Below are 12,596 nucleotides of genomic sequence, written 5' to 3'. Positions count from 1 at the left end.
AGAATTTTCGTAATTTCAAATGGTGCGTGTGGTTTTCTTAATGTGAAATTATCAGGCTTTCGTCGATGCAGGAATGAACCTCTCGTCCTCTTTCCCAGTCATGTCACTGGCCCCTCACCACATTCCCGTGGAAGGGCCTTCCCCTACACTCGCTCGATGCCCTTTTCCTCCCCGATCGCGGTGGCGCGCAACGCCGTCAGCGCGTCGCCGCTGTCCTGGTGGCGGCGCTGGTGGCGCCGGCAAACGCCGATGCTGCAGGACGCGGTGGCGATGCTGGCCCCGCTGGCGGCGGTGCTGCTGTTCCTGGCAGCCATCGTCGCCGCCTTCTGGTACCTGCGCGCGGAAGAGGTCGAGCGCGAGCAGGAGTCGGTGAAGCGCGACGTCGAGTACGCGCAGCAGCGCGTGCGCCTGCGGCTGCTGGAGCGCCAGGAGCAGCTGATGCGCCTGGCGCGAGACGCCTCCAATCGCGAGATCGACGCGACCGAGTTCTCGAGCCGTGCCGAGTCGTTGGTCAGCCAGTTCCCCGAGCTGCAGGCCATCAGCTGGATCGACGACCGTCGCCGTTTCAAGGCCGGCTACGCCGCTCCCAGCGTGCACCCGGCTCAGCAGCATGCGGTGGGCGAAGTGCTGCGTCCCGGCGACATCGAAAGCAACTACGCGCTGGCGCGCGAGCTGCGCCAGCCGGTGTTCTCGCAGCCCGTGGCGGGCGGCGACCCGACGACGATGCTGCAGTTGCACGTTCCCTTCTTCGACCAGGGTCTGTTCGCGGGCGAGGTTCTGGGCGAGTTCTCGATCGACGGCATCCTGCGCTACGGCATGCCCTCCGAAGTGTCGGCGCGCTATGCGGTGTCGCTGCTCGACGCCAAGGGCGGCCTGATCGCCGGCAACACGGTCGCCAGCCCGCGTGAGGCCGAGACCCGCCTGCTGCCCTGGACCGAACCGACCAACGAGTACGAGGTCCCGGTGTCGCCGGTGGGCAACGCGCTGATCCTGCGGGCGCAGGCCTACCGCACCTCGCAGGGCGTTGTCGGCAACGGGCTGTTCTGGCTGGTCGGCGCGCTCAGCGTGCTCACGAGCTGGATGCTGATCGGCACCTGGCGGCACACGCGGCGGCGGCTGCAGGCCCAGCAGGCACTGGTCGCCGAGACCAACTTCCGGCGCGCGATGGAGAACTCCATGCTCACCGGCATGCGCGTGCTCGATCTCGAGGGCCGCATCACCTACGTCAACGCCGCCTTCTGCGCGATGACCGGCTGGGACGAGAGCGAGTTGGTTGGCCAGACGCCGCCCTTCCCCTACTGGCTGGAATCCGACCGCGAGATCATGAACGAGCGGCTCGAGGAAGAGCTGCACGGCCGCGCCCTGCCCGGCGGCTTCCAGGTGCGGGTCAAGCGCAAGAATGGCAGCGTGTTCAACGCCCGACTCTATGTCTCGCCACTGATCGACGCGCGCGGCCACCAGACCGGCTGGATGACCTCGATGACCGACATCACCGAGCCGACCCGTATCCGCGAACAGCTCTCGGCCTCCTATGAGCGCTTCACCACCGTGCTCGAAGCGCTGGACGCCTCGGTGTCGGTCGCGCCGCTCGGCAGCGAGGAACTGCTGTTCGCCAACAAGCTGTACCGGCTCTGGTTCGGCTCCGATACCGTGGGCCACCTCGGCATGGTGGCGCAGGCGGGCGTCCCCGCCGCGCATGCGCACGATGACGCGCTGGACGACGTCGACCCTTTCGCCGGCCTGCCGATCGACCAGTTGACCACCGCCCAGCCGGCCAACAACGAAATCTTCGTGCCCGAGCTGGGCAAATGGCTGGAGGTGCGCTCGCGCTACCTGACCTGGGTCGACGGTCGCCTGGCGCAACTGGTGATCGCGACGGACATCACACCGCGCCGCATGGCCGAGGACCTGTCGGCCGCCCAGGCCGATCGCGCCCAGGCTGCCAGCCGGCTCATCACGATGGGCGAGATGGCTTCCAGCGTGGCCCACGAACTCAATCAGCCCCTCACCGCGATCACTAACTACTGCAACGGGATGATGTCTCGCATCCGCGGCCAGCAGATCGATTCGGATGCCCTGCTCGCGGCGCTGGACAAGACGTCCAAGCAGGCGCAGCGGGCGGGCCAGATCATTCAGCGCATCCGCTCCTTCGTGAAGCGCAGCGAGCCGAACCGCACGCCGGCCGAGGTCGCGACCATGGTGAGCGAGGCGGTAGAGCTCGCCGGCATCGAGCTGAGGCGGCGCAACGTGCGCCTCAACCACTACGTCGCGGCGCGGCTGCCGGTGGTGCGGGTCGATCCGATCCTCATCGAGCAGGTGATGGTCAACCTGCTCAAGAACGCGGCGGAGTCGATCGACCTCGCCGACCGGCCGCTGGCACGGCGCAGCGTGGAGCTGCGCGTGCTGCCCAAGGTCATCGACGGCCAGAACGCCATCGAGTTCTCGGTGCAGGACACCGGCATGGGCCTGGCGCCGGAAGTCATGGACCGGCTCTACGAGGCCTTCTTCTCCACCAAGCCCGAGGGCATGGGGATCGGGCTCAACCTCTGCCGCACGATCGTCGAGTCGCACCGGGGCCGGATGCGAGCGGAGAACATCTACAATGGCCCGGAGGTGGTCGGATGCCGATTTTCCTTCTGGATTCCGGTGTTCGACGCTATTGATTCCGTAGCAAGCAACGAGGCGAAAGTACCTGCATGAGTTTGATTCCGAAGAAGGGCACGGTCTATGTCGTCGATGACGACGAAGCAGTCCGCGATTCGTTGCAATGGCTGCTCGAAGGCAAGGACTACCGGGTTCGCTGCTTCGATTCGGCCGAGTCCTTCCTCTCGCGCTACGACCCGCGCGAAGTCGCCTGTTTGATCGTCGACATCCGCATGGGTGGCATGTCGGGCATCGAGCTTCAAGACCGCCTGATCGAGCGCCGATCGCCGCTTCCCATCGTCGTCATCACCGGCCACGGCGACGTCCCGATGGCCGTCGACAGCATGAAGAAGGGTGCGATGGACTTCATCCAGAAGCCCTTCAACGACGAAGCCCTGGTGGCGCTGGTCGAGCGCATGCTCGAGCACGCACGCGGCGCCTTCGCACAGCACCAGCAGTCGGCCAGCCGCGACGCCCTGTTGTCCAAGCTGACCGGGCGCGAGGCCCAGGTGCTCGAGCGCATCGTCGCCGGCCGCCTCAACAAGCAGATCGCCGACGACCTGGGCATCAGCATCAAGACGGTGGAGGCGCACCGCGCCAACATCATGGAAAAGCTCAATGCCAACACGGTGGCCGACCTGCTCAAGATCGCCCTCGGACAAGCGGCCCCGGCCAAGGGCTGACGGCCATCGCGGCCATAGCCACAATCAAATCCGACGCCTGCGCAAGCGGGCGTTTTTACTTGGAGAATCGAAAACGATGACAGCTCAACTGATCGACGGCAATGCACTGGCAGCGCGCACCCGGGCCGATGTCGCGCGCCGCGTACAGGCACTCAAGGCGCGCGGCATCACGCCGGGGCTCGCCGTGATCCTGGTGGGCGAAGATCCTGCCAGCCAGGTCTACGTGCGGCACAAGGTCAAGGACAGCGAAGAGGCCGGCCTGCATTCCGTGCTGGAGCGCCACCCGGCCACGCTGCCCGAGGCCGAACTGCTGGCGCGCATCGATGCGCTCAACAAGGACCCGGCCATCCACGGCATCCTGGTGCAATTGCCACTGCCCAGGCACATCGACTCGGCCCGCGTTCTCGAGGCAATCTCGCCCGCCAAAGACGTGGACGGCTTCCATGTCGCCAGCGCCGGGGCGCTGATGACGGGCCAGCCCGGCTTCTGGCCCTGCACGCCCTACGGCTGCATGAAGATGCTGGAATCCATTGGCTACGAGCTGCGCGGCAAGCACGCGGTGGTGATCGGCCGCAGCAACATCGTCGGCAAGCCGATGGCCATGATGCTGCTGGCCAAGAGCGCCACCGTGACCATCTGCCACAGCGCCACGCACGATCTCGCCGCCTTCACGCGCCAGGCAGACGTGGTGGTCGCCGCGGTCGGCAAGCGCAATGTGCTCACGGCCGACATGGTCAAGCCGGGCGCCGTGATCATCGACGTGGGCATGAACCGCAACGACGAGGGCAAGCTCTGCGGCGACGTCGACTTCGAGGCCGTGCGCGAGGTGGCGGGCTGGATCACGCCGGTCCCCGGCGGCGTGGGCCCCATGACCCGCGCAATGCTGCTCGTCAACACCCTGGAAGCGGCCGAACGCTCTTGAACCTTCCGGCCCGACCGCCAACTGCCTCAGACCATGACCAATCCGCTCCTCGATTTCCACGATCTCCCGCTGTTCGATCAGATCAAGCCAGAGCATGTCGCCCCCGCGGTGGATGTGCTGCTGGCCGATGCCGAGGCGGCGCTGCAGACCGTCACTGCGCCCGAGTTCCCGTCCGACTGGAACGCGATCGCCAAGGTGCTGGATGTCGCCTCGGAGCGCTTCAGCCGCGCCTGGGGTGCCGTGGGCCACCTCAACGCCGTGGCCGACACGCCCGAGCTGCGCGCGGCCTACAACGAAGCCATGCCACGCGTCACCGCCTTCTGGACGCGCCTGGGCTCCGACGAGCGGCTGTACGCCAAGTACAAGGCGATCGATCCTGCGACGCTGAACACGGAACAGCGCCAGGCGCATCGCAACGCGGTGCGCAATTTCGTGCTCGGCGGTGCCGAGCTGCAGGGTGACGCCAAGAAGCGCTTCGCCGAGATCCAGGAACGGCAGGCCGAGCTGAGCCAGAAGTTCAGCGAAAACGCGTTGGACGCCACCGATGCCTTCTCCTACTACGCGCAGCTCGGCGAGCTCGACGGCTTGCCCGAGGACGTGATCAGCGCCGCACGCGCCGCGGCCGAGGCCGAGGGCAAGCAGGGCTACAAGCTGACGCTGAAGATGCCCTCGTACTTGCCCGTCATGCAGTTCGCAAGAAGCAGTGCGCTGCGCGAGAAGCTCTACCGCGCCTACGTCACGCGCGCCAGCGAGTTCGGCGATCCGGCACTGGACAACACGGAGCTGATCCGCGAGATCCTCGCGCTGCGCCAGGAGGAGGCGAAGCTCCTGGGCTATCCGAATTTCGGCGAACTCTCCATCGTGCCCAAGATGGCCGAGTCGGCCGACCAGGTGATCCGCTTCCTGCGCGACCTGGCAGCCAAGGCACGGCCCTTCGGCGAACGCGACCTGGCGGACCTGCGGGTCTTCGCGTCGCAGCAACTGGCCATCGACGACCCGCAGCCCTGGGACTGGAGCTACATCGGCGAAAAGCTCAAGGAGGCGCGCTACGCTTTCAGCGAGCAGGAGGTCAAGCAGTACTTCCCGGCGCCGAAGGTGATGGCAGGCCTTTTCAAGATCGTGGAGACGCTGTTTGAAGTGTCGATCCGCCGCGACAGCGCGCCGGTGTGGCACCCCAGCGTCGAGTTCTACCGCATCGAGCGTGGCGGTCAGAAGGTCGGCCAGTTCTACCTCGATCCCTCGGCCCGCGCCGCCAAGCGTGGTGGCGCCTGGATGGACGACGTGCGCGCCCGCTGGTTGCGCCCCGACTCCGGCACGCTGCAGACGCCGGTCGCGCAGTTGGTCTGCAATTTCGCCGAAGGCGTGGACGGCAAGCCGCCCCTGCTCACGCACGACGACGTGACGACGCTGTTCCACGAGTTCGGCCACGGGCTGCATCACATGCTCACCCAGGTGAACGAGCGCGACGTCTCGGGCATCAGCGGCGTGGAATGGGATGCCGTCGAACTGCCGAGCCAGTTCATGGAGAACTTCTGCTGGGAGTGGGAGGTGCTCGCGCACATGACCGCGCACGTCGACACCGGCGAGCCGCTGCCGCGCGCGCTGTTCGACAAGATGATCGCGGCCAAGAACTTCCAGAGCGGGCTGCAGACGCTGCGCCAGATCGAGTTCTCGCTCTTCGACATGCTGCTGCACACCGAGCACGACGCCGCCACCGCCCGGCCCGGCGACGTGATGGCCCTGCTCGACAAGGTGCGCGCCGAAGTCGCGGTGATGCCCTCGCCGCCCTTCAGCCGCACGCCCAATACCTTCAGCCATATCTTTTCGGGCGGCTATGCGGCCGGCTATTACAGCTACAAGTGGGCCGAGGTGCTGAGCGCCGACGCCTATGCGGCCTTCGAGGAGACGGCCGGCGCCAATGGCGAGCCCAGCATCGAGACCGGCCGCCGCTACCGCCAGGCCATTCTCGAGGCAGGCGGCAGCCGCACCGCGATGGAATCCTTCAAGGCCTTCCGCGGCCGCGAACCGCAGCTCGACGCCCTGCTGCGCCACCAGGGAATGACCGAGCCGCAGCCGGCCTGACCTGGCCTTCCGCCCACCGGGCCTGAGATACTCCGCGGCGTCGGATCACGAAAGCCATCGATGAAGTTTCACCCACGCCTCTCGGGCCCCGCCCTCCTGTTGCTGCTCGCCGCCGGCGCCGCCCTGGCGCAGCCGGTCTATCGCCATGTCGACAAGAACGGCAAGGTCAGCTTCTCCGATCAGCCGCCGGCCGCAGATGCCCAGCCGGCGGCGCCTCGCGGCAGCGCTTCGGCTGGCGCCGGCCCAACCCTCCCCTACGAATTGCGGCAGGTGGCGCAGCGCTACCCGGTGACGATCTACACCGGCGACGAATGCGGCCCTTGCGGCGCCGGCCGCTCGCTGCTCGTGACCCGCGGTATTCCGTTCGAGGAACGAACCGTCAAGAGCAATGAGGATGTCGAAGCGCTGCAACGCTTGAGCGGCCAGGCCTCGCTGCCATTGTTGTCCATCGGCTCACAGCAATTGAGGGGCTTCTCGGACGCGGAATGGTCGCAATACCTCGATGCGGCCGGCTATCCCAAGAGCGCCCAGCTGCCGGCGGGCTATCGTAATCCGCCTGCGCAGCCGCTGGTCGCCGTGCAGGCGGCGCCTGCAGCGCCTGCCAGGCCTGTCGCCGCACCCGCACCGGCGCCAGCGCCAGCGCCGGCCACTGCCAACGGGCCGACGCCGAGCAACCCGGCGGGCATCAAGTTCTGAGCTCCGCTCAATCGAAGCGCAGCGTCTGCACGCCGGAGGGCGTGCCCAGAAGGCACAGATTGGCGCGCTGATGCGCGAAGACGCCGACGGTCACCACGCCGGGCCACTGATTCACTTCCGACTCGAAGCCCAGCGGGTCGGTGATCCGCAGACCCGTCACGTCGATGATGTGCTGACCGTTGTCGGTGACCAGGGCCGCGCCGTCTTTCTCGCGCACCTGGGCCATGCCGCCGAGCCGGGCGAACTGCCGTATCACGCGGCGAGCGGCCATCGGGATCACCTCCACCGGCAGCGGGAAGGCGCCGAGGGTGTTCACGCGCTTGGAAGCGTCGGCGATGCAGATGAAGCGCCGGGACTGCGCTGCAACGATCTTCTCGCGTGTCAGCGCAGCGCCGCCGCCCTTGATCATGTAGCCGCGGCCATCGATTTCGTCGGCGCCATCGATGTAGACGGCGAGCTCCTCCACCTCGTTGCTGTCGAACACCGGAATGCCCAGCGCCCGCAGGCGCTCGGTCGATGCCACCGAGCTGGAAACCGCGCCGCGGATGTCATCCTTGATGGTGGCGAGGGCATCGATGAACTTGTTGACGGTCGAGCCAGTGCCGACGCCGACGATGTCTCCCTTCGCCACGTGGGCGATGGCGGCGCGGCCGACCTGAACCTTCTGCTCTTCCTGGGACAGCGCCGGAACGGGAGGGGGGGAATTCATCGGGGACAATCCTTGGGCTGACGAAGCCCGCAATTATCCGATGTCCCTGCTGCTGCCCTCCTCGCTTTACACGCTAGCCCGACCTTTCCTCTTCGGTTTCGACCCCGAGCACGCCCACGAGCTGACCCTCGATGCATTGGCGCGCACGCAGAACACGCCGCTCGCCTGCGCTTATGCCGCGCCCCGGGTCGACGACCGGCTGACGCTGGCCGGCCTTCGCTTTCCGAACCGGATCGGGTTGGCCGCCGGGCTGGACAAGAATGCCCGCTGCATCGACGCCTTCGCCGCCATGGGCTTCGGTTTCGTCGAGGTCGGTACGGTCACGCCCAAGGCGCAGCCGGGCAATCCCAAGCCCCGCATGTTCAGGTTGCCGCAGCGCAATGCCCTCATCAACCGGTTGGGCTTCAACAACGACGGCCTGGACGCTTTCCTGGCCAACGTGCAGCGCGCGCGCTTCAGGCGCCACGCCGGCAAGGCGCCCATGCTGCTGGGACTCAACATCGGCAAGAACGCTGCGACGCCGATCGAGCAGGCCGTGGATGACTACCTGGTCGGGCTCGATGGCGTGTACGCCCATGCCGACTACGTGACGATCAACATCTCCAGCCCCAACACTGCCAACCTGCGCTCGCTGCAAAGCGACCAGGCTCTGGACGCGCTGCTCGGCGCGGTCGCGGACAAACGCGAGGCGCTGGCGCAGCGCCACGGCAAGCGCGTGCCGCTGTTCGTGAAGATCGCGCCGGACCTGGAAGCAGCGCAGGTGCAGGTGATCGCCGCCACGCTGCGCCGCCACGGCATGGATGGCGTGGTCGCCACCAACACCACGTTGTCGCGCGATGCAGTCGCCGGCCTGCCGCATGCGGAGGAAGCCGGCGGCCTTTCGGGTGCGCCGGTGCGAGAGGCGAGCAATCGCGTCATTGGCCAGCTGCGGTCGGCGCTGGGTCCAGACTTCCCGATCATCGGGGTCGGCGGCGTGCTGAGCGGAGCCGACGCCGAGGCCAAGATAGAAGCCGGTGCCGACCTGGTGCAGATCTACACCGGTCTCATCTACAAGGGACCGGCCCTGGTGCGCGAAGCCGCGCAGGCGCTGCGCCGTCGCGGACGCTGAGCAGGCAGACCGCTCAGCGCATTCGCCACAGCACGGGAACGATCACCGCCGCCCAGCGCAGCAGGCGGCGCGGACCGATCACTGCGGCGGCAGCCGCCGCGACGGCACCGGTCGCGATGGGATGCTCACGTGCGATCCGCAGCGCGGCGGCGCTGGCGGTCTCGTCGGCAGCCGCTTGCTCCGCGACTTTCGGCGACGCCGCCTGGAGGGTCGCGATGCGCTCACGCTGACGCGCGATGCGCGCGAGCAACTCCTCGCGGGTGCGTGGCCGGGGCTCGCGCGACGACTCTTCCTCGTCGCCCAGATCGAAGCGCGCCTGCAACCATTCCCAGTCCCGCTCGAACTCCCGGCGCGCGGGCTCGAAGGCGCCCGACGCGCGCCGCAAGGTGTTCATCAGGGCTACGACGGCGACCACCCAGAGCACGATCCACACCACCGCCACCGACCAGGCGGCGGCGACGCGATGGGGCGTGTCCCAGAAATGCACGACGACCGCCACGGACAGCAGCGCCACGGTGACGGTGGTGAGCCCGATGACCGCGACCACCAGGGCCAGCAGCAGCCGCAGCCGCTGTCGTTCATCTTCCCAGGCCAGCTTCAGCAGTTGAACACGGTCTTCGGCCGCCAGGGCTCCCTCGCCGAGCGCGATGCGCAGCCGGCGCAAGCGCGCATCCAGCCCGAGCAGGGACAGCAGCCTCATGCGCGCCACCTCGGGCGCAGGCCGGACCGCTCGCGCTCAGCGGCGGCCAAGCAGCAAACCCACCAGCACGCCCACCGCCAGGGCGGCCCCGGCGATCTGCCATGGCTCGTCATGCGCGTAGGCGTTGGCCGTGTTGGCTGCCTCGCGCGCCTTCTTGGCCGCGAGCTTGCTCTTCTCGGCGGCGAGTTCGCGCGCGATCGCCAGTTTGCTGTCGATACGCTGACGCAAGGCCTTGATGTGGGGCAAGGTGTCGAGTTCCTTGCTGGCGAGCACGCCGCGGACGTCGCTGGCGATGTCTTCCGCCACGGCGTTGGCCGCCGCTTCGAGGTTTGAGGATGCAGTCATTGAAATCTTCCCTCCGGGATTCCCACCGGCACCGCGCCGGCGACTTCACGCCGGACTGCGGCGTGGCATCCCATGGTACATGCCTGAATGGGCCAGAAGTCCGCGCGGCGGAAGTCGTCGGAGCGAAACACGCGAAAAACCTAGTTCAGCAAAGCCGCGACATGGCGTCCGATGGCGAGGCTGCTGGTGAGCCCCGGCGACTCGATGCCGAACAGGTTGACCAGGCCCGGAACGCCGTGCGCCGCGGGCCCTTGGATCATGAAATCGCGGGCCGGCTCACCACGGCCGGAGATTTTCGGCCGGATGCCGGCATAGCCCGGAATGAGCGCGCCATCGGGCAGGTCCGGCCAGTACCTGCGCACTTCGGCGTAGAAGCCCTCGCCGCGCCGGGGATCGACCATCAGATCGTCGGGCGAATCGACCCATTCGACGTCCGGGCCGAACTTGGCCTGGCCGCCGAGGTCGAGTGTCAGATGCACGCCCAGCCCGGCGGCTTCGGGCACCGGATAGATCAGGCGGCTGAAGGGTGCGCGGCCTGTCAGCGTGAAGTAGTTGCCCTTGGCGAAATGAGCCGGCGGGACCGCGCTTGGCGGCAGGCCTTCGAAGCGCCGCGCCAGCGCGGGTGCGCCCAGGCCGGCGGCGTTGACGACGCTGCGGCATCTGAGCGCGGTGCCGTCCTCCGCGACGAGAACGATGGCACTGTCCGCGCATTGCGCACGCGCCACCGGAGACTTCAGCGCCAGCATGCCGCCCGCGCTCTCCAGGTCGCCTTGCAGGCTCAGCATCAGCGCATGGCTGTCGACGATGCCGGTGCTCGGCGAATGCAGGGCGGCCACGCATTCGAGTTGCGGTTCCATCGCCCGCGCCTGTTCGCGCGTGATAAGGACCAGGTCGCGGACGCGGTTGGCCGCGGCCTTGGCGGCAATCACGTCCAGCTCCGGCACCTGTGCCGGCGTCGTGGCCACGATCAACTTGCCGCAGTGGCGATGCGGGAGGCTGCGCTGCTCCAGGTATTCGTAGAGCAACCGCTTGCCCTCGACACACAAGAGCGCCTTCAGCGAGCCTTCGGGGTAGTAGATGCCGGCGTGGATCACCTCGCTGTTGCGCGAACTGGTGCCGGTGCCGATGGCGCCCTCGGCTTCCAGCACGATGACCTCGCGGCCCGCGAGCGCAAGCGCCCGGGCGACGGCCAGCCCCACCACACCGGCGCCGATGACGGCGCAATCAAATTCGTCCATGCCGCGAGCTTAGCCCGCTCGCGGGGGTCACTTCGGCTGGGAGGAGAAGGGCTTCTCCGGATCGGAAGGCTCGGGTGGCGTCGCGGGGCCCTCATCGGGCTCCACCGGCAGCTCCGGCACGTCGGGCGGGTCGGAGGTGATGGGCGTCGGAAGATCGGGGCTGGTGGCCATGACCGCTTCTCCTTTCAGTGGCGCAAAACCGCAGTTTGCGTCCGCACGGGCCGACAATGCCAGCAGGAAGGAAAAGGAAGGAAGTTGGTGGGCGGTGGAGGCTTCGAACCTCCGACCCCAGCAGTGTGAATGCTGTGCTCTACCCCTGAGCTAACCGCCCCTCCCGGCGCGACGACGGCAGGTGCGCATCGCGTCGGTTGGAATTTCAGCGCCGCTTGGCGCGAAGCCTGCGATTATGCCACAGCATTTTCGGCCACCTGGCGAAAGATGGTCCTGCCGTTGCTCGTCTTGTCGAGCTGCAGCAGCAGTTCCTCGTGCGCAGCCAGCTCGTAGTCCGCGGCAGTCAGCACGGGCAGGACGAAACTGCGCAGATCGACCGCCACCACCGCGCCGCCCAGCACCGGTTCGTTGGCTGCAATGTCGATCAGCAACGCGTCCTGGCCGCGCGTCAGGTTGATGTAGACATCGGCGAGCAGCTGCGCGTCCAGCTTCGCGCCGTGAAAGGTGCGGTTCGAGCGGTCGACGCCGAAGCGGTCGCACAACGCGTCGAGCGAATTGCGCTTGCCCGGGTACACCGTCTTCGCGAGCGCCAGGGTGTCGGTGATATCGCCCACGAAGCTGCGCAGCGGCTGCAGGCCGGCGAGCTCGAATTCCTTGTTGAGGAAGCCGACGTCGAAGGCCGCGTTGTGGATGATCAGCTCGGCATCGCGCAGGTACTCGACGATGTCGTTCGCCAGCGTCGCGAACTTCGGTTTGTCGCGCAAGAAGTCGGTCGTCAGCCCGTGCACCTTGAGCGCGTCCTCGTGGCTCTCGCGCTCCGGATTGAAGTAGATGTGCAGGTCGTTGCCGGTGAGCTTGCGATTGAACAACTCCACGCATCCCAGCTCGATGATGCGGTCGCCGTTCTCGGCCGAAAGGCCCGTGGTTTCGGTGTCGAGGACGATCTGGCGACTCATCAGTGGTTTTCTTTGGCGTGGTTGATCGAGTACTTGGGGATCTCGACCGTCAGGTCGGTCTGCGCCAGTATCGCCTGGCAGCTGAGGCGCGACTGCGGCTCGAGGCCCCAGGCGCGGTCGAGCAGGTCTTCCTCGCCCTCCTCGGCCTCGTTGAGCGATTCGATGCCCTTGCGCACGATCACGTGGCAGGTGGTGCAGGCGCAGCTCATCTCGCAGGCGTGCTCGATTTCGATGTGGTTCTCGAGCAGCGCCTCGCAGATCGAGGTGCCGGCGGGTGCGCTGATCTCTGCGCCCTCTGGGCAGTACTCGGCGTGGGGAAGGATCTTGATCGTGGGCATTGAGG

13 protein-coding genes and 1 tRNA gene are annotated in these 12,596 nt (G+C 67.3%); 6 read left to right on the top strand and 8 right to left on the bottom strand.

Annotated features, from left to right (window positions below):
- Window positions 1-156: 156 nt before the first annotated feature.
- The 5 genes from J2739_RS04580 to J2739_RS04560 all read left to right on the top strand — a co-directional run bounded on the left by J2739_RS04580 (window position 157) and on the right by J2739_RS04560 (window position 7,026).
- On the top strand, window positions 157-2,700 hold the full coding sequence (locus tag J2739_RS04580) for a PAS domain-containing sensor histidine kinase (RefSeq protein ID WP_309899016.1): 2,544 nt from the start codon (window positions 157-159) through the stop codon (window positions 2,698-2,700).
- Window positions 2,697-3,326, top strand: a complete 630-nt coding sequence (locus J2739_RS04575) for a response regulator transcription factor (RefSeq protein ID WP_309899014.1) — start codon at window positions 2,697-2,699, stop codon at window positions 3,324-3,326. Before J2739_RS04580 ends, J2739_RS04575 begins: the two co-directional genes overlap by 4 nt.
- 76 nt (window positions 3,327-3,402) lie before the next feature.
- Window positions 3,403-4,248 carry a bifunctional methylenetetrahydrofolate dehydrogenase/methenyltetrahydrofolate cyclohydrolase FolD gene (gene folD, locus J2739_RS04570; protein ID WP_309899012.1) on the top strand — a complete coding sequence of 282 codons (846 nt, stop codon included), beginning with the start codon at window positions 3,403-3,405 and terminating at the stop codon, window positions 4,246-4,248.
- Window positions 4,249-4,281: 33 nt separating this feature from the next.
- Window positions 4,282-6,330, top strand: a complete 2,049-nt coding sequence (locus tag J2739_RS04565; RefSeq protein ID WP_309899010.1) for a M3 family metallopeptidase — start codon at window positions 4,282-4,284, stop codon at window positions 6,328-6,330.
- 60 nt (window positions 6,331-6,390) lie between these two features.
- Window positions 6,391-7,026 (top strand): glutaredoxin family protein, encoded by a 636-nt coding sequence (locus tag J2739_RS04560; protein ID WP_309899008.1) that lies wholly within the window; start codon window positions 6,391-6,393, stop codon window positions 7,024-7,026.
- 7 nt (window positions 7,027-7,033) lie between these two features.
- On the opposite strand, the gene rpiA is transcribed toward J2739_RS04560, so the two are convergent.
- Window positions 7,034-7,735 carry a ribose-5-phosphate isomerase RpiA gene (gene rpiA, locus J2739_RS04555; protein ID WP_309899006.1) on the bottom strand — a complete coding sequence of 234 codons (702 nt, stop codon included), beginning with the start codon at window positions 7,733-7,735 and terminating at the stop codon, window positions 7,034-7,036.
- A 40-nt stretch (window positions 7,736-7,775) separates the two neighbouring features.
- On the opposite strand from rpiA, the gene J2739_RS04550 reads away from it, so the two are divergent.
- Window positions 7,776-8,843 (top strand): quinone-dependent dihydroorotate dehydrogenase, encoded by a 1,068-nt coding sequence (locus J2739_RS04550; RefSeq protein ID WP_309899005.1) that lies wholly within the window; start codon window positions 7,776-7,778, stop codon window positions 8,841-8,843.
- A 13-nt stretch (window positions 8,844-8,856) separates the two neighbouring features.
- On the opposite strand, the gene J2739_RS04545 is transcribed toward J2739_RS04550, so the two are convergent.
- The 7 genes from J2739_RS04545 to fdx all read right to left on the bottom strand — a co-directional run bounded on the left by J2739_RS04545 (window position 8,857) and on the right by fdx (window position 12,591).
- A complete protein-coding gene (locus J2739_RS04545; protein ID WP_309899003.1) occupies window positions 8,857-9,543 on the bottom strand; it encodes a phage holin family protein in 687 nt (228 codons plus the stop codon).
- Between the two features lie 36 nt (window positions 9,544-9,579).
- The gene (locus J2739_RS04540) at window positions 9,580-9,888 is read right to left on the bottom strand and encodes a glycine zipper domain-containing protein (protein WP_309899001.1); all 309 of its coding nucleotides are present in this window, start codon (window positions 9,886-9,888) and stop codon (window positions 9,580-9,582) included.
- Between the two features lie 140 nt (window positions 9,889-10,028).
- Entirely contained in the window at window positions 10,029-11,126 is a 1,098-nt protein-coding gene (locus J2739_RS04535; RefSeq protein WP_309898999.1) for an NAD(P)/FAD-dependent oxidoreductase, read from the bottom strand.
- A 27-nt stretch (window positions 11,127-11,153) separates the two neighbouring features.
- Window positions 11,154-11,297, bottom strand: a complete 144-nt coding sequence (locus J2739_RS04530; protein ID WP_309898998.1) for a stereocilin — start codon at window positions 11,295-11,297, stop codon at window positions 11,154-11,156.
- 85 nt (window positions 11,298-11,382) lie between these two features.
- Window positions 11,383-11,457: transfer RNA gene (locus tag J2739_RS04525), tRNA-Val, on the bottom strand.
- Window positions 11,458-11,530: 73 nt separating this feature from the next.
- Complete coding sequence (gene dnaQ / locus J2739_RS04520) at window positions 11,531-12,253, bottom strand: DNA polymerase III subunit epsilon (protein ID WP_309898996.1); 723 nt, start codon at window positions 12,251-12,253, stop codon at window positions 11,531-11,533.
- Entirely contained in the window at window positions 12,253-12,591 is a 339-nt protein-coding gene (gene fdx, locus J2739_RS04515) for an ISC system 2Fe-2S type ferredoxin (RefSeq protein ID WP_309898994.1), read from the bottom strand. Before fdx ends, dnaQ begins: the two co-directional genes overlap by 1 nt.
- Window positions 12,592-12,596 lie beyond the last annotated feature (5 nt).

This window comes from Variovorax soli (assembly GCF_031454625.1).
In the GTDB taxonomy this organism is placed as follows: domain Bacteria; phylum Pseudomonadota; class Gammaproteobacteria; order Burkholderiales; family Burkholderiaceae_C; genus Variovorax; species Variovorax soli_A.
Note: the sequence above shows the minus strand (reverse complement) of the source record. Positions and strands in the feature narration are given on the sequence as shown.